The organism is Flavobacterium sp. 28YEA47A, assembly GCF_041262125.1.
Taxonomy (GTDB): domain Bacteria; phylum Bacteroidota; class Bacteroidia; order Flavobacteriales; family Flavobacteriaceae; genus Flavobacterium.
This window is the reverse complement of the sequence record NZ_JBGCCI010000006.1, coordinates 61,773-80,816: the sequence shown is the minus strand read 5'-3', so window position 1 is coordinate 80,816 and position 19,044 is coordinate 61,773. Positions and strand designations below refer to the sequence as shown.

General features: G+C 36.6%; 14 protein-coding genes. 6 read left to right on the top strand and 8 right to left on the bottom strand.

Features of this window, described 5'->3' with window-relative positions; genetic code table 11:
- Positions 1–185 precede the first annotated feature (185 nt).
- Both ABH942_RS10180 and ABH942_RS10175 read left to right on the top strand, forming a co-directional pair.
- Positions 186–3,233: a histidine kinase gene (locus ABH942_RS10180; protein WP_370031630.1), complete on the top strand. Its 3,048-nt coding sequence runs from the start codon at positions 186–188 to the stop codon at positions 3,231–3,233.
- A 77-nt stretch (positions 3,234–3,310) separates the two neighbouring features.
- Positions 3,311–4,075 (top strand): LytR/AlgR family response regulator transcription factor, encoded by a 765-nt coding sequence (locus tag ABH942_RS10175; protein WP_370031628.1) that lies wholly within the window; start codon positions 3,311–3,313, stop codon positions 4,073–4,075.
- 732 nt (positions 4,076–4,807) lie between these two features.
- Here ABH942_RS10175 and ABH942_RS10170 read toward each other — a convergent pair.
- Positions 4,808–5,209, bottom strand: coding sequence for a hypothetical protein (locus tag ABH942_RS10170; protein ID WP_370031626.1), 402 nt, complete (start codon positions 5,207–5,209; stop codon positions 4,808–4,810).
- Positions 5,210–6,103: 894 nt separating this feature from the next.
- Between ABH942_RS10170 and ABH942_RS10165 the strand changes: the two genes are divergently transcribed.
- From ABH942_RS10165 to ABH942_RS10155, 3 genes are all read left to right on the top strand, one after another.
- Positions 6,104–8,839 (top strand): fibronectin type III domain-containing protein, encoded by a 2,736-nt coding sequence (locus ABH942_RS10165; RefSeq protein WP_370031624.1) that lies wholly within the window; start codon positions 6,104–6,106, stop codon positions 8,837–8,839.
- A gap of 158 nt (positions 8,840–8,997) precedes the next feature.
- A complete protein-coding gene (locus ABH942_RS10160) occupies positions 8,998–10,044 on the top strand; it encodes a glycoside hydrolase family 130 protein (RefSeq protein WP_370031622.1) in 1,047 nt (348 codons plus the stop codon).
- A gap of 53 nt (positions 10,045–10,097) precedes the next feature.
- Positions 10,098–11,033 carry a polysaccharide deacetylase family protein gene (locus tag ABH942_RS10155; RefSeq protein WP_370031620.1) on the top strand — a complete coding sequence of 312 codons (936 nt, stop codon included), beginning with the start codon at positions 10,098–10,100 and terminating at the stop codon, positions 11,031–11,033.
- A gap of 68 nt (positions 11,034–11,101) precedes the next feature.
- Here the strand turns inward: ABH942_RS10155 and ABH942_RS10150 are convergent, their stop codons facing one another.
- The 5 genes from ABH942_RS10150 to ABH942_RS10130 form a co-directional block, all read right to left on the bottom strand.
- Positions 11,102–14,035, bottom strand: a complete 2,934-nt coding sequence (locus ABH942_RS10150) for a T9SS type A sorting domain-containing protein (RefSeq protein WP_370031618.1) — start codon at positions 14,033–14,035, stop codon at positions 11,102–11,104.
- Positions 14,036–14,255: 220 nt separating this feature from the next.
- Positions 14,256–14,468: a hypothetical protein gene (locus tag ABH942_RS10145; RefSeq protein ID WP_370031616.1), complete on the bottom strand. Its 213-nt coding sequence runs from the start codon at positions 14,466–14,468 to the stop codon at positions 14,256–14,258.
- Between the two features lie 118 nt (positions 14,469–14,586).
- Positions 14,587–15,912, bottom strand: a complete 1,326-nt coding sequence (locus tag ABH942_RS10140) for a sensor histidine kinase (protein ID WP_370031614.1) — start codon at positions 15,910–15,912, stop codon at positions 14,587–14,589.
- A gap of 1 nt (position 15,913) precedes the next feature.
- A complete protein-coding gene (locus ABH942_RS10135) occupies positions 15,914–16,588 on the bottom strand; it encodes a response regulator transcription factor (RefSeq protein WP_370031611.1) in 675 nt (224 codons plus the stop codon).
- Between the two features lie 49 nt (positions 16,589–16,637).
- Positions 16,638–17,105: a PepSY-like domain-containing protein gene (locus ABH942_RS10130; RefSeq protein ID WP_370031609.1), complete on the bottom strand. Its 468-nt coding sequence runs from the start codon at positions 17,103–17,105 to the stop codon at positions 16,638–16,640.
- A gap of 220 nt (positions 17,106–17,325) precedes the next feature.
- Here ABH942_RS10130 and ABH942_RS10125 point away from each other — a divergent pair, with 220 nt between their 5' ends.
- The gene (locus tag ABH942_RS10125) at positions 17,326–17,658 is read left to right on the top strand and encodes a multidrug efflux SMR transporter (protein WP_370031608.1); all 333 of its coding nucleotides are present in this window, start codon (positions 17,326–17,328) and stop codon (positions 17,656–17,658) included.
- Between the two features lie 191 nt (positions 17,659–17,849).
- Here ABH942_RS10125 and ABH942_RS10120 read toward each other — a convergent pair whose 3' ends face one another.
- Entirely contained in the window at positions 17,850–18,518 is a 669-nt protein-coding gene (locus tag ABH942_RS10120) for a hypothetical protein (protein WP_370031607.1), read from the bottom strand.
- Between the two features lie 104 nt (positions 18,519–18,622).
- A complete protein-coding gene (locus ABH942_RS10115) occupies positions 18,623–19,027 on the bottom strand; it encodes a DoxX family protein (RefSeq protein ID WP_370031606.1) in 405 nt (134 codons plus the stop codon).
- Between the last annotated feature and the right edge of the window lie 17 nt (positions 19,028–19,044).

Genomic DNA, 19,044 nt, shown 5'->3' with positions numbered 1-19,044 from the left:
TTCCCCCCATCTTTAATAGTCCAAAGATTTGAATTCTTTTCCAAAACCTAAAGCAAGAAGTAGCAAGAGGTCGTATATAGGAATAACTGGTTGATTTTTTGGAATAACTGGTAAAATCGCTTTTCAGAACATATTGTTATTTATTTGCATAAAAAAACTTACTTTGGTAGTATAATTTATTTTTTATGCATTTCCGCATATCTATACTTTTTATGCTGTTTGCCGTTCATGTATTTGGACAGGATTACGCATTGAAAGAAGCGCAAATTAGGGATGGATTTAATACTTACCTGTTTTCAAGCTCCGCTTTTGTGGACAAAGACCGGTTTATTTGGTATGCTACTAATCGCGATGGTGATTTTTATAGGTTTGACGGAAAAAATAAGCTCCGATATCAATTTTATAAAGATGAAAACAGTTATGATGATAGCTTCTACCTATCCAGTAATGCATGGATACAAGACCATAATAATACGATTTGGGCTGCCGAACTCGATAAGGCTTATATCATAACGCCTGGTAAACTTCAAGTCGAACGCATCCAATATCCTACGGAAAAGTTAAGTTCCAAATCTTTTATTGCACAAGATGAATCAAACAACCTTTGGATTAGCAACGGATCTCGATTCTTAATCAAAATTGCTCCCAACCGGAAAGTAGCCCAGGTTACTCATCCCTTTTTGAAAAACGAAAAGGAAATTGAGATAATTAAGGTTTTAAATAACGGGAAAATCATTGCAAAATCGGGATATAACCTTTTTTATATAGATTCCGGAGGCATCCATTTTTTTGATAATCTTCAGGCCATAGATAAGGATATTAATTCCGAATTTGCTCTTTTTGAGAATGGTAAAATTGCTGCAGAAAACAGCAGCGGCTACTATAAATACAACAACGTTTCTTACAAATATATCTATATACAGAAACTGGACGTACAGTTGTTTAACTATCCGTATGAGAAAAACTGTTTTTTAGGCAATTGCAGTTGGAACGCCAATGCTTTGGTTGCTGATTCAAAATTTTATATAGCCGATGACGCAAATCTCTTCATCAACAGCATCAATAAGAATACTAATGAGATTACTACAATAGATACCCTGCATTTCAAAAAGCAAATTTCAATATCCAATAACAAGCATAATCCTAATTTTATATGGATATCTGCCTATGATGAGCTTTATAAGTTACTGATCATACCAAATAATTTTAAAAGAAGCCTTCAATTTGATGACAAGCAGTACAGTACAAGAGGTATTGTTTCCGATTCAAAAAACAATTTGTATATAGCCACATACGAAGGGCTTTACAAGCAAGAGAATGGTAAAAAACCAACACAATTTTTAATTAAGGGTGAGAAAAATGGTTTATATGATATCCTCGTTTTAGAAAAAAATGATTCCATTTTATGGGGCTCACAAGAATACCATAGAATTAAAAAGGTAAATCTGATTACCCATACTAAAAAAGACATCGAGCTTCCTAAAGGTTTCAAGGTTGAGTACATGAAGGAAAAATCGCTAGATGAGTTATGGATAGGTTTTAATATAGGCTTGTATGTTTTCAATAAAAAAACGGAAAAAGTAAGCCCCTATGTAGAAGATGGTTATTTTTTAGGAAATATCCCTGTTTTTGGTTTCATAGAAGCAAAAGATGGGAAAAAATGGATTGCGACCCGCCAAGGACTTTTCTTAAAAGAAAAAGGAAAGGATTTTATAGATTACCATAAACTCAACCCTTCCTTTGATTATAAAAACCTACTGGTATTATATGAAGACGAGAAGGGCAACCTATGGATTGGTACAGATGGAAAAGGAATCGTTTTCTTGGACCCAAAAACAAATCAACTCAAAAACCTAACACAGTCTGACGGGCTCTCAAACAACATAATCTGTGGCATATTAGAGAGTAAAGATGCCATGTGGTTTTCTTCTTACTATGGACTTTCACGATTTGACAAACAGAGAGGTTTCTTTGCGGTATATTATAAAGAAGATGGACTGGCTGATAACGAATTCAATACTAAATCCACTTATAAAAAGAATGACAATGCTTACTATTTTGGAGGTCTGAATGGTATTATAGAATTCAATCCTGAAAAAATAGAACTCAAGGGAAAACATCCGCATACCATTTTTTTATATAGTTCTACTTATTTTTCTAAAGATGAGGGCAAAAATGTAACGAATTACCTGAGCCTCCACAAAAAAACTATTAATCTTCCTTATAACAAGAACTATTTTTCTGCCGTATTTTCAATTAACGAATTGTTTTATATCGAAAAAAACATCTATTTCTACAAAATAGAAGGACTTAGAAACGAATGGATTAACGCCGGAACATCGGGTCTTGTTGAACTTCCCAGCCTACCTCCGGGAGATTATGTATTAAGAGTAAAAGGAAAAGATGCCAAGAATGTTGAAACCCTAAATGAAATAAAAATCAACCTCCATGTAGAACAAATCTTTTTCAAGACGCCGCTTTTTATTTTCTTAATGGCTCTTATTATCATAGGTTCCGTTATCTATTTCTTTATCAGGCGAAACCGAATACAGAAGAAATTTTTTGAAAGAGAAAAAGAAGTAAAGGAATTAAAATCCAGTGCCCTGAGAGCCCAGATGAACCCTCATTTTGTATTTAACATCCTAAACAATATGCAGAGCGTACTGATTCTGAAAGGAGAAGCCGAGGCGAACAAATATTTTGGAGCTTTTTCTAAAATTTTCAGACAGACACTCGATATATCCAGACAGGAACACATTACACTCAAAAGCGAAATAGAATATCTTGACAATTATTTGCTGCTCAACAACCTTCAGTTAAATAATGAATTAAAATATACTATAAATGTCCAAAATAGTATTAACGATACCGGCAAGATAGTTCTGCCCGGCATGCTGATCCAGCCTTTTGTGGAAAATGCGATCCTACACGGACTTTCTCAAAAACGAGACAAAAAACTAACTATCGATTTTTCTATGGAAAAAGACTATTTGGTAGTTGTTATCGAGGACAATGGAATTGGCAGGATCGCGGCTGCTAAACATGCTGAAAACAAAAAAGAAACGCACAGATCATGGGCCACTACCATAGTTAATGAACGTATCAGTATTATGAACTACTCTAATAATGAGCCAAAAGCCGTTATTTTAGAAATTGATGATTTAGAAGAAAATGGCACAATTCTTGGAACTCGTGTAACCTTAAAATTACTTCAGGTTTACAATGATTCTTAATTTTTGGTTAATTATTTAACTTTATTGGAACATATACATAATATTTATAACTTTAATCACCACCAATTTCAAAATATATGCACGCCCATAAAGCCCTCATAATTGATGACGAAGTCAACAATATTGCCATATTAAAGCACTTCGTTACGAAATACTGCCTCAACGTAGAAGTCGTGGGAGAAGCAATGACTATAGCCGAAGCCATTTCTGAAATTAAGGACAAGGAACCGGATATCCTTTTTCTGGATATAAAACTAAACGAAGGCAATTCATTCGAAATTCTTGATCAACTTGAAAACCTTAAGGCGCAGGTAATTTTTGTCACTTCTTATGACGAATATGCTCTTAAGGCATTCAAATACAATGCTGTTGATTATATACTCAAACCAATCGTTATCGAAGATATAATATTGGCCGTAAACAAAGCCATAAAAAACATCGAGCAGCAAGACTTTTTCGATTTTGGCAAACTCACATCGTTTAATAACGACGCCATATCTTTTTCTGACAATAAAGAATATATTGCCATTCCTTCTCTGGATAAGGTTGATATGGTTAAAAGCAGTCAGATTACCTATATTGAGGCTGACTCTAAATATACCGTTTTCCATACCCAAGAGGGCAAAAAATATATATCCAGTAAAAACCTTTTAAGTTTTGAAGAAACCTTAGACAAAACTCGTTTTTTTAGGGTCCACCACTCTTTTATTGTCAATATCGAGCACTTGGTCACGATTATTAAAAAAGATGGAAGCTACTGTGAAATATCAGACGGTACGCTATTGCCTATCGCCAGACGAAAGTTGGAAGACTTTCATCGTTTTCTTAAAATCAAAAATTAACCTTCATTTTCCTAATTTTTGTTTTTCAATGTGTGGTTTTTAAAGAAGCTAAAAACCACTTATACTTCTATTCTTCCAGTTATTCTTCATAGAGACCAGTTATTACTTTGTGATTGATTATTTCTTTATAATCTACAATCTTTGTGTAAGCAAAATTCAAAAACAATAGAATATTACTTATTAGCTGATATTTTTTTTATAGGGTTTATCTGGCAGATATAGTGTCTCTCACTACGTTCTTAATATAAAGTTTAGTTTAGATAAAAAATATAAACGAGAGACACTATATTACTTAGAAACAGCTATAACACTAGCATTCTATTAGCGAATAAAAATACGACACCTATAAGAAAGTGGGCTCTATATTTTTTCATAATGGGTTATTTTGATCAATTGCAACAAGTTTAGGGATAAATAAAAAAGCCGCTTTCTTTCATCAAATTATAATAAAATAAGTGCCTCTAATAACTTTCTTAATCCTCAGATATGTTACTATGAATGGTAGATTTGGGCTTCTAGTTATTCATAATATCTAGTTAAAGAGGCACTTTACAATAATAAGGAGGTTATCGGCCAGTTTCACAAAATATAATAGTAGCTATGTGAAAAAAACATCGTTATACATTATGGCATTGGTAACCTCCTTTATTTTTAATACAACTCTTCTTCTCCAATAAATACATACTAAAAAGCGTTCCTAGTAGGAACGCTTTTTTAGTACAAATTCATTATTTATTTCTTCATCAATTCATAAAAATCATCGAGAAAATCAGATATTTCTGCCAACAGTCGTTTCTTGTCACGTCTTTTGACAGCAAGGCTCCATCTTTTTCCGGTTTTGGTTTGCACACAAAGCGTATAGGTTTTCAGATCATGCAATACATACAGTAAAGCGTATGAAAGACCTAACCCTATGGTCCAATAAAGCGATTCCAACTCTATGCATAATAGTATTAAAGGAATCAGGAGGATTAAAAGGATAATACGGGCAAGGCCATGATAAGGGATTTTCCTTTTACCTATATAGAGGGAATTAAGCTCGTCAATACTAAATTCCTGGTATTTGCCTGTGTAGCTTATCAACAAAGTAGTATCTCGAACAGTAAGATGTTGTTTGGCTGGCGTAAAAGTCATATATATAAAATTTAAGGTTACTATTCTTTATGGTGTCGGGTTTCATATCAAAAATGTTGTCTTACATTCTGTCTTTTTTGTATTCTACAAAAGATACAATCCCGGTTTACTTGCATAAACCGGGATCTAATCATTTAATTTTTATCTTGAAGTAATAAATCTTCTAAATGTTTAAGTACTCATACCTACTTTTCGCAACTCATTTGAATTGCCTTATTTCTTTATATCAAGCCTTACTTGGTGCGCCCAGCGGGATCCGTACGAAGAACTTTACCCCTAAAACTCTTACGGCTTTCCCGCTTCCGCAACCTGAAAAAGCGGCTGTGCTGTTTCTACCACAATACAGCACTCATGCAGGACGAGCGTCCTATGAAAGAAGCATGTTGACCCGCTTTTTATTATATATTCTTTTTCATTATTATATTCCAAAAGCTAGTACCCTGACAAGATAATTTCAACCTGAAAAGCTATTTTCATGGAGAATGTAATTATCATGAATAATCTACTTGTGGGGGCGGTCCTCTATTCTGTCCAGAATATTTAAATAGGCCGATTTATGTAATCCTAATCGATTGTAGATAGCCAGGTCTAGCCATATGATTGATGAATTTATAACTCCCAATCGTTATACAAAGATGGGAGGCTTACTTATAAAATGGTAGCAAAAAGTAGTAACTGGCAGTATACAAGAATAACTGGTTGTTTTCAAGAATAACTGGTTTTACAGATTGTAAAACAAAACTCAACAACATCTTGCTAAACATTTCTTGCTTAAACTTCTCTTAAAACCAACTGTCTATAAAGCCTTCATTCTTTAACTCTAACTTAATCTTATTCTAATTCCCGACAATTCTGGTCAACCTACTTTTGTGCCATCAAACAACATAACACATCATGAAAAAAATTTACATTTTATTACTGCTCTTTGCAGGATGGATGGGCAAGGCACAAACATTGTCGCCCTATTTGCAAGCTCCTACGACCAATTCTATTTATGTCAACTGGAAAACGGAGAGCAATCCGGAATCGATAGTAGAATATGGAAGCACACCCAATGCGCTTACCAATTCTGTTACCGGAACAAACAGCATATTTACGGATACGGGATATCCGAGCAATTACTATTACCACAGCGTAAAAGTAACGGGGCTTAACCCAAATACTAAATATTATTACCGCGTTAAAACCGGAACCAGCACTTCACAAACCATGTCATTCAAAACGCTTCCGCTTCCTGGACAAGCTGCCACAGCAGACGGCCACTTGCGTTTTTTGGTTCTGGGTGACAACCAGATGCGAAATGTTCCTCGATTTGATACGCTTGTAGCCCAAGCCAAAAGAAAAATTGCAGAAAAATGGGGAATCACGGCCGATCCATCCGACAATATTGCGTTGACCGTAATGGTTGGAGATCAGGTAGATGTTGGTACTTTAGATCATTATGAAAACGTACATTTCAAAAAGAACAAGGCATTATCTGGTTATCTTCCGATCCAAACTTTGGTAGGAAACCACGAAACTTATGGTACATTAGCTATGCAGGCCTATTATGACCACTATGTGCTTGATGAAATGTCGTATAGAGGAATTTCATCAGGAACAGAGAATTATTATGCCAACCAGGTAGGAAATGTTCTTTTTATAGCTATGGATACAGAGCATACCGGAATCCAGCAATTAAACTGGCTGACACAGGTAGTACAAGCAGCCGATACAGATCCTACAGTAAAATGGATCGTTTCTTTAGGACACAGACCTTATCAGGCTGAACAGTATGTAGGCGATATTTCTACCTGGATCAGAAATTCTGCTATGCCTATTTTGGTCACTTCTTCAAAACACATCTTGCATATTGGAGCCCACCATCACTTATACCACAGAGGCCAATTAAAAAACACACCAACCTATCAGATTATTTCAGGAGGTGTGGCCTGGGATCAATATTGGGGAATGGCAGCCGAGAAAGACTTTGATGACGTACAGAAGACAATTTCTAACTGGATGTACCAGATTATAGATGTTGATGTAAATAACGATACTTTTGAAGTTGAGTCGTATTCTATTGGAAGTGCCTATACTTGGAAAAACAATGAACTTATGGATGTATTCCACCGTTATAAAGGATTGGATTCACCTCAACAGCCAACAATAGTAAACGATTTTAATGGTGGTAATGTAGAATTACCTCTTGAAATCTCAAGTTCTGCTTATACTACTACTTCCAACCAATTGCTAAACTCTACAGAATTCCTGATTGGAAAAACAGCAGATTTCGAAATTATTGAAAAAGATGTCTACAGAGATTATGAAAACCTATACGGTCCATTAAACGGACAAGTTGACGTATCAAAAGATGTTAATGCTGGAGTCGATATCACAAAGGTTAGTCTGGCAGCAAATGAAATTCCTAATGGGCAGTATTTTGTAAAGGTACGTCACAGAGACAGAAACTTAAATTGGTCTCCTTGGAGTGCCGTCAAATCATTTAATGTTACAAACAGTAGTTTTGCAAATACGCAGATTCAACTTGACACTATTGCCTACCGACCAAATACTCCAATAAACGTTTCTTTTACTGACGGTCCGGGTAACCAAAGAGACTGGATTGCTTTATATAAGGTTGGTCAGACACCAGGAAGCGCAAGTCCTTCACAATTGTGGACTTATGTAAACAGTCAGCGAAGCGGTACCGTTACTTTTAGCGGCTTGGCACAATCAGGAAGGTATTATGCAACATTTTTAGAAAATGACGGTTATACGGAATTGGCAGGCAGAAAAGAATTTTATGTAGGTCCATTAGTAACGCTTTCTTCAAATGCTCAAACTTATGCTTCAGGCAGTCCGGTAACATTATCTTTTGCAAACGGACCTCAACTTGCCAATGACTGGATCGGAATTTATAAAGTTGGACAAACTCCCGGTGGTCCTGCATCAACGCAATGGCGTTATGTTACTACAGCTTCCGGAAACTTTACATTCAACAATTTGGCCGATGGTTATTACTTCGCCGAATATTTCCTTCAGGATGGTTATAACAGTGTTGGGAATAAGGTATTTTTCCAGGTTGGAAACCAGATTACACAGCTAAATATCAACAAGACCATCTACAACCTGAATGAAAACATTATCGCTACATGGACAAATGCGCCAGGAATTGTTAAAGACTGGTTGGGAATTTACCATGCCGGAGATGATCCGAATGTAGACGAATTGGTGAGCTTTACGTATTTCGAAGGACTTTCTGAAGGAACAAAAGTAATCCAGGAAGAGAAACTTCCAACGGAAGCCGGAGATTATTTTATTGTGATGTTTACAAACGACTCTTATAATGAAGTATCTAACCGAATTTCATTTGTGGTTGAAGAAGCATTGGGAACCGGAGAGTTTTCTTCTCAAAACGGAGTAAAAGTCTATCCTAACCCGGTAAAAGCAGGTGAAAAGACCTATATCAAATCAAAATATCCAATTGACCAGATCGATATGTTTGACATGACTGGAAACCTGTTCTACTCTTCAAAAAACATTAACGATTACAATTATTCAATTATCAACCAAAGTTTGCCTTCGGGAACTTATATATTAAAAATCCATTCTAATAAAGTATATACCATTAAGGTAGTGGTAAACTAATTCAAAATTATAAGCATTTAATAACGCAAAGGCCTCCATCTGGAGGCTTTTGTATTTTTAAAACACCTCATTAGAATTTGACTTACTGTATTTTAGGATTCTATTAAGCCTATTCGAAAAAAACTTTTCGTAAATTCAGTCAGATATAAAAAGTGATTATGAGAGATATTGCCAACCGTTTCCCAGAAAATCCATTACTCAGCCCTAAAGACCTGTCTGCCAGCAACAACCAATTTCAGGTAATCTGCCTTCTTAATCCGGGTGTTTTTGTTTATGAAAATAAAATCTGGCTCATCGTAAGGGTTGCCGAAAATATAGCCCAAAAAGAAGGTTCTATCTTCTTCCCTATCATGGATGAATCAGGAGAAATTGAAATTCTCGAAATATTACTAGACGATCCTCATCTTATTGCTAATGATGCCCGGGTAATCAATTATAAGGGAAACGACTATTTGACTACTCTTTCGCATCTCCGACTGTTGAGTAGTGACAACGGTATCCGTTTTCAAGAACCCGAAGGTTATCCCATCTTATCAGGAATTGGATTTCAGGAAAAATTTGGCATTGAAGATTGCCGCGTCAGCAAAATAGGTTCTACTTACCATCTGACGTATACGGCTGTTTCAAACAATGGTGTTGGAGTTGGTTTACGGACTACGACCAATTGGAAAGATTTTGACCAAAAAGGAATGATTTTTCCACCTCACAATAAAGACTGTGCCATTTTCGAAGAACTTATAAACGGTAAGTATTATGCCCTGCATCGTCCTAGCAGCAAGGAAATTGGCGGCAATTATATCTGGATAGCCGAATCGCCCGATGGACTGCATTGGGGAAACCATAAGTGTATTATCAAAACCCGAGAAAATCATTGGGATAGCACAAGAGTTGGTGCCGGAGCTGCTCCTATAAAAACAGAATTCGGATGGCTGGAAATTTATCATGGTGCCAATGCTGAAAACTTCTATTGCCTGGGTGCTTTCCTGATGGATTTAGACAATCCTTCAAAAGTAATTTCCCGCACCGTAGAACCTATAATGGTTCCCACAGAAGCCTATGAAACCAATGGCTTTTTTGGCGGTGTTGTTTTTACCAACGGACATATTATTGATGGTGACCGACTCACCATTTATTACGGCGCTGCCGATGAATTTGTTTGTGGTGCACATTTTTCAATCAGGGAAATTCTATCTTTGTTGGAATAAACATTTTTTTATTTGTTTATTGCTTTTTCGATTAAAACCTGATTTACCCAACAATGATACTTACCAAAAAACACGTCTTTTTTTTACTATCCATTCTACTACACACAGGCTTATTCGCCCAAAAAGAAATCTCAATCACTATTGACGATCCAAATACCACCGTTACACCAAAATTAGGATGGCAGGAACGGAATGATGCGATTTTAAAAACATTAAAAAAACACCATATCAAAGCAGCATTGTTTGTTTGCGGTATGCGGGTTGCCGATTCTAATGGGAAAACCCTGTTAACCCAATGGGACGACCAGGGCCATATGATTTGCAATCATTCTTATTCGCATTTATACTTCAATTCCAAATCCAATTCCTTTAAAAAATTCAGTGCTGATTTTAGCAAAGGCGACAGTATAATCCGGCAGTACCGTCATTATTCCAAATATTTCAGGTTTCCTTATCTAAAAGAAGGCAATACAGCTGAAAAAAGAGATTCCATGAGAGTATTCATGTCGCAAGCCAATTACAAAAATGGTGCGGTTACAATTGATGCTTCGGATTGGTATATTGATGCCGAAATAGCCAAGGCATTAAAAGAAAATCCTACTGCCAACCTAACTCCTTATAAAGAATATTACATAAAGCACATTCTTGACCGTGCCGGTTATTATGATTCTCTTGCATTTAAGGTGTTCAACAGACCTGTAAAACATACGCTCCTGATTCATCATTCATTACTAAATGCTTTGTTTCTTGATGACCTGTTAGCGGCTCTTAAAAAAAATGGCTGGAAACTGATTAATGCCGAAACTGCTTTCAAAGATCCTGTATTCGAACAGGCCCCGGATATTGTTCCTTGTGGAGAAAGTATTATATGGCAATGTGCTAAAAAAATAGAAAGCATTTCTCCATCATTGCGTTATCCTGGCGAAGATGGCGAATATGAAAAAGTTCCGCTTGAAGAAGCAATTAAGGCTTACAATAAAAAGTCCTGAAAATCTATTGATATACTAGAAAAAGCACCTGAAATCAGGTGCTTTTTTTATGGATTGTAAAAACAAATTTATTCCTTAATAGCCTTAAAAACTTTAGAAGTCTGGCCTGCTATTACCTTGATAATATAGGTTCCCGAAGGCATCATTGAAAAAGGTAACGTAAAGTCTTTTCCGTTTACTGTTTTTGCAAATAACTGCTGCCCCAATACATTAAATACTACTACCGAGTCAATAGTTTCGGTATGGCTAACGGTCATTATATCTTTAACCGGATTCGGATAATACTTGAAATTCTCGTTCCCAAAAACCGGTGTTCCCAAAGCGGTTCCAGCTATAACTTTCAATCGGTCACTACTCTCACCACAATCTAAAGTTTGGGAAGCATAATAAATTCCTCCTGACACGATCACATCTGTTGATGATAACAGATTGCCACCTGTTGGGGCATCATACCAAAGAATATTTTGTCCCGTTACCTCAAAATCAGCAAGTGTAGCTCCTTCAACAAAGTCCTGAGTTTCTTCACCTGTAGGTGCTGCAACCAATTCTTTGATGGTTACTGATAAGGTCTGGATTGCAGCACAGGTTCCTTCAGCCGGTGTAAATACATAGTCAGTAGTTCCTGTCTGCGTTGTATTAACGGTTGACGGCGACCAGGTTCCGGCAATACCATTTGGAGAAGTCAGTTCCAAAACCGGAGCGGTTGCATTTTTACAGATTGGTTCCATCGTGGCAAAATTCGGTACAGCCTGTTCTGTTATCGTTACTGTAACCTGAACTCTTCTGCTTTCACATCCGTCTACGGTTTGCGATACATAATAAGATCCTGTTGTGAGCTGATACGTACTGCCCAATACTTCGCCAAAAGTACCTCCGGCATACCATTGTACCAAAGCACCTTCTATGGTTGTAGCCTGTAATTGAGCTACAGTAGCACCTTCGCAATAGGTTTGAGATACAACTACAGGATCGGGCGTATTGATTAGCACAGAAATTTCTGTTCTTGGCCCTTCACAGCTTCCTGATTTTTGTGATACAAAATAAGTCTGGGTTGCCAATGTAGCCGTTTCCGCCAATGCTTCCGTAGCATTTGCAGTGGCATACCATAAAATAGTTTCAGAAGGTGCAGGAACTAAAGAAGCTACAGTCGTAACACCACAAAAAGTCTGATTGGCAGCAGTTGGAGCTACAGGCAATTCAGTAACGGTTACTACAACAGGAATTCTTGCACTTTCACAAATTCCCAGAGCTTGTGATACATAATACGTTTGAGAAGTCAGGCTCGCTGTATCTTCTAAAGCAACAGCAGAAACATCTGCAGAAGCATACCATATGGCAACTGCTCCGGTAATAACAGTAGCATCCAGATCAGCTACGGTTGCCGAAGCACAAAAAGATTGCGGTAAAGCGCTTGGAGCATTAGGCACGGCACAATTAAGCTCATAAGCTCCCATATCCGGAGTACCGTCATAAAACCTGTCATTTCCAATTATATCGGTAGTAATTGCTGATATGTCAGGCGTACTTCCTGAAGCATAATAACTGCTGCTTCCTGCATCAACAACAGGGCTTCCCTGCTGTATTTTATAATTACCATTCGCAGCATCAACAAATAGCGGATTGGTAGCACCGTCTATATTTCCATTGGCATCATTTGTAGTAGCACCCTGAACAAGACTATGCCTGTATTGAGGTGCTGCAAATGCTTGGGATGGCGAATAATAAACACCGGTAAGGTTATCATAAATAATACAATTGCGTATTTTTAATGCCATTGCGGTGTTATATATAGCACCACCATTCACAGTTGCTGAATTTTTTGCAAAGGTGACATTAGTCAGAAATGGCGATTTAGTACCGGTAAAGCGCTCTATATACATTCCGCCCCCATAAACTGCCGTATTATCCGTAATAATACAATTGGTGATAACCTCTTCTGAATTATTGCTGTAAATTCCCCCTCCCTGATTCAAGCTCGAATTGTTCTTAATCACTAAGTTAGTCATTATGGTTACGGTAGTATTGTTAACTATCCCTCCTCCTAATTTAGTCGTATGATTTTCACTGATTTCAACATTGATAAGTGTTGGCGATGATGCAAAATTATTCATAGCTCCTCCTCCTTCTGCATCTCCTCCTCTGGCCACATTTCCATTAAATATTCCATTTGAGAAGTACGGTTTAGATTGGGTTTCGTCATTTTGTACTCCAGCTCCCTGTAGTGAAATATTTTTATTTATCGTAAAATTGGTAACGATTGGCGATGAAGAAATATTATACATTCCGCCTCCCTTCTGTTCTCCCACATTTCCAATAATGATGATATTGGAAATGGTTGGCGATGAAAAATAATTATACATTCCGCCGGCTATATTATTACCAACATATTTGGTAGTTCCCATAGGTATTATTGTACCTACCATATTGGCATTACCACCACGGATTGTAAAACCGTCCAAAACTGTAGAATTAGTAATTGGATTCGATGCGTTAACACCCATACTCATAACCACATGATACGCATTTTCGTCATTATTGGTTATAGCCAACGTACTCCCGTTACCGCTTATTATATCATTGTTATTGTAATCTCCGCTCAAAATAGAAGCGTTTGCTGTCAAAGACAAGTCTCTTTGTGATAATTGCGTTTCTATACCTGCAAATCCACCATATACCTTGACATTTTTCACCAACATAAAAGAATTATTCCTGTCGAGAGGATTCGCTCCGCTAAAATTATCCGGTCGGTATTGCGGATAATACGTTCCGCCAGCTACCCATATCTGGCTAACAGTTCCCGCAGTCAGATCTCTTGCGGCTTTAAGCGCATTGCCCAGTTCGCCAAGAGCATTAGTCCAGCTGCTACCATTTCCGGTTGCACCTTTTTTGACGTATAAAACGCCATTGGCATCCGGAGCGATTTGCCCCCATGAATCTGTTGTAATAGCCAACATAAGAAACAAGGCCATTTGCATTATTTGTTTTTGTAATTTTTTGTTCATAATTGTAATACAAGTTTAGTTAATTCCTAAGTGCTTAATTTTCAAGCGGAACAAACTTATGCTTCCTGTATTACGCCAAGTTTTCAAAACGAACAAATAAAAATTATGATTGTGTTAACCAGATAGTTATATTGTTAAGGCATACCTATTGGCATAAAAAAAGCTCCTGATATCTCAGGAGCTTTCTTGGTACAGTTTATTGCAGATTAGGCAAAGAACCTTAGGCTTTTGCCTTCGCTTCTTCTTTAACTTTTTTTACTTCAGATTTTTTAGCCTTATCTGCTTTCTTCATTTCTTTGTTTTCAGCCTTTTTTTCTTTTGCATCAGCTTTAGCTTCCATTTTTGTTTCTGCTTTTGCAGGTGCTTTTTGTTGAGCATTTACCATTGCGCTTGTTCCTAGAACTAAAGCTGCTAACATCATTAATTTTTTCATGATTTCTATTTTTTTGAATTAAACAAGAATATTATTTGTTTCTTAATTATACGTCAAAGTTAGATTCCTTAAATGAAGATAAAATGAAGATTTTGCCGTCAGGAAATAATTTAACATTTTATTTTTTCACTTCCGGAAAAACAAGCCGGAAAGTAGTGCCTACATTCAGTTCTGAACTTACCTTTATTTCTATTTTATGCAGATTAGCAATACTAGACACAATAGCCAGCCCTAAGCCCTGTCCATCTTCTTCAAGATTTATTTTCATAAACCGGTTAAAAATCTGCGACAATTGCTGTTCTGACATTCCTTTGCCCGTATCTGAAATAGCAATACAATACTGTCCTTTTTCAAAAGAATCAGAAATAGTCAGGCTGCCACCGTTGGGCGTAAACTTGATGGCATTGAAAACAATATTATAAATTAATATATGTATCAGCGTTTTATTGCCTTCAAAAACAAAATCGTTTTCTACCGTATTCAAAACTTGAAGCTGTTTCATTTCGATACGATCGTCAAGATCATCCAGCAGTTCGGAAACCAGACTGCGAAAATCAATCGGTTCAAAATTGGAATATTGGTGATTTTCTATTCTCGAAATCAGCAATAGATTATTGATGATGCGTTTTAGCGTGTCCAGATTTCGGAGCGAAACGACAATCTTATCGACGCCTTCATCGTTGATGGATTCATTATTAAGTAGGTTTTCCAGTCTGTTTTGAAGAATAGAAATCGGAGTAAGCAATTCATGAGAAACGTTGGCGATAAACTGCTTTTCTTTCTTGAATTGTTCTTGTATGCGATCCATCATCTGATTCAAACCATCATCCAGTACGGCAAAATCTGACGTGGTTGTATGTACTTTGGAATGGTCAAACAGCTCCGGTTCATTAATAAGATTGATTTTTGTATCGATTATTTTCTGAAAAGGTTTTAGCAAATAATCTATAAATACCGATTGGGCAAAGTGAGACACAATTAGCGTTGCCGTAAGTAATAATAAGATAACCAGATGAAATTTATCTAGCAATTCGTTTACTTCACTGAGCCGCTCACCTATTTCAAGGACATAGTTGGTATTTTTATAGCTGAAATGATGGTAGAACACGCGGTATTCGTTGGTTTCGTTCTCTACAATCCTGGTCTCGTCAACAAAATGATCTTTTGGATGTTTTGTATCATTGGAGCGATATAGTTGAAGAAATTCGCTGTGAAGATTGGAAAAGCTCACATACAATTCAGTCTTGTCATTTCGTTCTATAAAAGCATTGATTTCGGAAGTGTTGAGATTCTTGACAAACTTATCCCGTTTTTCAATCATTGAAGTTTCAATGTTTTTATAGGCTACCTTTTCGATTACAAAAGACAGCGTAAACCATATGATTGTTAGTAACAACAGGCGGGTTACGGCACTGAATATTGAGATTTTATTTTTGAGCTTCATGCTAACTTGTGATCCTATAGCCTACATTCCGTACGGTTTCAAACCACTCGATAGAAGCATGTTTGTCTAGTTTTTTACGCAGGTTCCGCACGTGTACATCTATAAAATTGGAATCGGAACTGATTTCCAATACATCGCCCCATACATGTTCTGTGAGTTGCAGACGTGTAATGACACGGTTTTTATTCAATACCAGGTATTGAAAAATATCAAATTCTTTTTTGGTTAGCGCTACGGCATTTTCCTGATAGCTTACTTTATAGTCCTGCAACCTAATCTTGAATCCGTGAATATCCAGCTCGTTGACTGTAAATCCGTGAATTCTTCGTATAACGGCATACAAACGAGCAACCAGTTCTGTCAAAGCAAAAGGTTTGGTCAGGTAATCGTCTGCTCCCAAATCCAGTCCGTTGATTTTGTCATCGAGCTCACCACGGGCAGTAATTACTATAACCGCCATTTTTGATTTGGTTCGACGTATGTTTTTTAGCACGTCAAACCCGCTACCATCCGGCAAGCCTAAATCAAGCAATAGCGCATCATATTGGTTTACGGAAACTTCTTCTAAAGCCTCTTCGCAACTGGCTACCCATTTGCAGATGTAACTGCTCTTGGCAAGATAGTCTATCAGTTCTACGGCTAATTCCCTGGTGTCTTCTACAATCAGAACGTTCATAGCTTGTTTATTGTTTGCAAATCGTTCCTAAAATTAGGCAAAGCAATTACTAGCGGTCTTTTTCCTGCATTTGCAAAAAGTCGCCTTGGTCGCTAAAAACGGCATCATAAAATTTGGAGTCGCTGCTAAGTCCAACTTCATAAGTATAATAGTTTGGATTTTGACGCACTCGTGCTGCCTCAACAATTTTATAGGTTGGATAATTTTTTTTGAGATAGGATTGAATATTTTGTGGAAGCTTGTTGGGTTTAACAGCGTGTTCCAACACCTGCATTTCCCCTTTTAGATTATAGTAAGCCGAAACTTTAGTTCCTTGTACGGTAAAATCTGCTACATACAATTCTTCATCGCCATCATCACCGTCAAATTCACTTCGCCACACGGCATTGATCTTAGGAAAGTCTTTTTCAAAAGCTAAACGTGCCTCATCAGGCGGAGAGTAAGGTTGTTTTTTATCTGTTTGACCGTAAAAACTGGCTGTAACAAGCAATAAGACTGCTAAAAAAGTATTTTTCATGATGCATAGGTTTTAAAATTATACAAAAGAGACTTCATTCTATAACGAATTTACCATTTTTAATTCGATTTCAGATATTCTTATTGTAAGAATCCTAAACAAATTTAGTATCTAAAAATGAAGAAAAAATGAAGATTTCTTTTGGATTTACCATAGCCTGATGATTCCTATTTTCTTTTGAAATCGTATTTTAGCAGAATACCTTAATTACACTTGCCCTATGAAAAATTATCTTTTTTTAATGGTCGCTATTCTTTTTGAAACGATTGCGACTTCGTCCCTAAAAGCATCAGAACAATTCACGAAACTTGTTCCAAGCCTTATAACAGTTATTGGTTATATTGCCGCATTTTATTTTCTTAGCCTGACACTGAAAACGATTCCTGTGGGTATTGCTTATGCTATTTGGTCGGGAATTGGCATTGTTCTTATCTCGCTAGCAGGTATCTTTTTATTTAAACAGGTTCCTGGCTTGCCTGCTATTATAGGGATGTTGTTAATTATAGCCGGCGTGGTTGTGATTAATGTTTTTTCGAAAACGACTGCGCATTGATTTGGGATTTATGATTTGAGATTTTGGATTTCTGCAGCCCGATTTATGATTTGGGATTTTTGATTTGGGATTTTTGATTTCTGCCAACTGCAATCTAATTTTTAAAAGCGGATTTCTGATTTTTGATATAACTCCCAACTATCGACTTTCCACTATCAACTAAAAACTATCAACTATAAAGCTAAATCAGCTTATTTTTGAGGATAAAGGCGAACCGAATAATATTGATTGTCTTTTGTAAGATTCCACAAATTATAAACACCTTCCTCTACTGAAAAGACTCCGTAGTGATACACATCGCCTTTAACACTGAGATTTTTTCGCATGTTATTATTGCTCTCAAGAAATTCCAGATCGAATTCACAATTGTCTTTTCTTCGGATTAGTAAAGTCGAAGTAGTATTATCGTGAAATGTTTCTATCCAATGGCTGGAAGAAAGCGTGACTTTTACAATATTTCCATCGTATTCTTTATAGTAAAAGTTTTTGCCTGAAAAGAAGGCATCACATTGTTTTTTTGAAATTTTGGCTTTCGGCTTTTCCAAAAGTTTTTGCCAGTCACTCTTATTTTCCTCAAGATGCCCCAAAACATCTAAAAAAGCCTGGCAATTTTTTTGGAGCCTGAAATAAATCCTATCGGCTACTGAATCGGCCTGTTCCTTAGAAGTCACTCCTACCATTTTATAAAATCTAGGCGTGTGTTTTTGAAAAACCATCAAGATTTGAGTTTGATCTTTTACACCTTTTAATGCCTTAAACGATTCGCACATTTTGGAAGATAAAGAATCTATTTGCTGGATAGTCTGTCCGCTCATTTGCAAAGAAAATGAGACGAAAAGAATAAGGACATACTTTTTCATTTCTAAATTTTTAGAAAGCTAATATAGGAAAGTCCTTAATACATACTACTTGTATTGATTTGGATTTGTGAATTATGATTTAAGATTTATGTGAAAGTCTATTTTTAAGCCTCTTTTTTCTCATCCCGCAATGCATCGATACTATAAGGTCCGGCGCCAAAATAAGCTAGCATCAGGGCAGCACCTATAATTGACATGTTTTTCATAAATGTCATCAGAACCAGTTGGTGCAGCATTGGGTCATCAACCATCCAAAAATCGTGCATGATAAAAGTAACCGGAACCAGGAAAATAATAATAAGCCAGGCTCCCCATTTGGCCATAAAGCCAAACAATATGCTAAGTCCTGCCGCCATTTCTAATACGCCAACAAGCGGAATCAGTATATATGATAATGGAATTCCTTTAGCTGCTGCTTCATACACAAACGTATCTGAAAATTTAGCAACAGAAGAATACATAAAGATGATGCTGAAAAGAAACCTACCAATCAAAGGGATATATTTCATAATATTTAAGTTTTAAT

Coding starts and splice junctions, on each gene's coding strand:
- ABH942_RS10180 (WP_370031630.1), top strand. CDS start 186: ATGCATTTCCGCATATCTATACTTTTTATGCTGTTTGCCGTTCATGTA.
- ABH942_RS10175 (WP_370031628.1), top strand. CDS start 3,311: ATGCACGCCCATAAAGCCCTCATAATTGATGACGAAGTCAACAATATT.
- ABH942_RS10170 (WP_370031626.1), bottom strand. CDS start 5,209: ATGACTTTTACGCCAGCCAAACAACATCTTACTGTTCGAGATACTACT.
- ABH942_RS10165 (WP_370031624.1), top strand. CDS start 6,104: ATGAAAAAAATTTACATTTTATTACTGCTCTTTGCAGGATGGATGGGC.
- ABH942_RS10160 (WP_370031622.1), top strand. CDS start 8,998: ATGAGAGATATTGCCAACCGTTTCCCAGAAAATCCATTACTCAGCCCT.
- ABH942_RS10155 (WP_370031620.1), top strand. CDS start 10,098: ATGATACTTACCAAAAAACACGTCTTTTTTTTACTATCCATTCTACTA.
- ABH942_RS10150 (WP_370031618.1), bottom strand. CDS start 14,035: ATGAACAAAAAATTACAAAAACAAATAATGCAAATGGCCTTGTTTCTT.
- ABH942_RS10145 (WP_370031616.1), bottom strand. CDS start 14,468: ATGAAAAAATTAATGATGTTAGCAGCTTTAGTTCTAGGAACAAGCGCA.
- ABH942_RS10140 (WP_370031614.1), bottom strand. CDS start 15,912: ATGAAGCTCAAAAATAAAATCTCAATATTCAGTGCCGTAACCCGCCTG.
- ABH942_RS10135 (WP_370031611.1), bottom strand. CDS start 16,588: ATGAACGTTCTGATTGTAGAAGACACCAGGGAATTAGCCGTAGAACTG.
- ABH942_RS10130 (WP_370031609.1), bottom strand. CDS start 17,105: ATGAAAAATACTTTTTTAGCAGTCTTATTGCTTGTTACAGCCAGTTTT.
- ABH942_RS10125 (WP_370031608.1), top strand. CDS start 17,326: ATGAAAAATTATCTTTTTTTAATGGTCGCTATTCTTTTTGAAACGATT.
- ABH942_RS10120 (WP_370031607.1), bottom strand. CDS start 18,518: ATGAAAAAGTATGTCCTTATTCTTTTCGTCTCATTTTCTTTGCAAATG.
- ABH942_RS10115 (WP_370031606.1), bottom strand. CDS start 19,027: ATGAAATATATCCCTTTGATTGGTAGGTTTCTTTTCAGCATCATCTTT.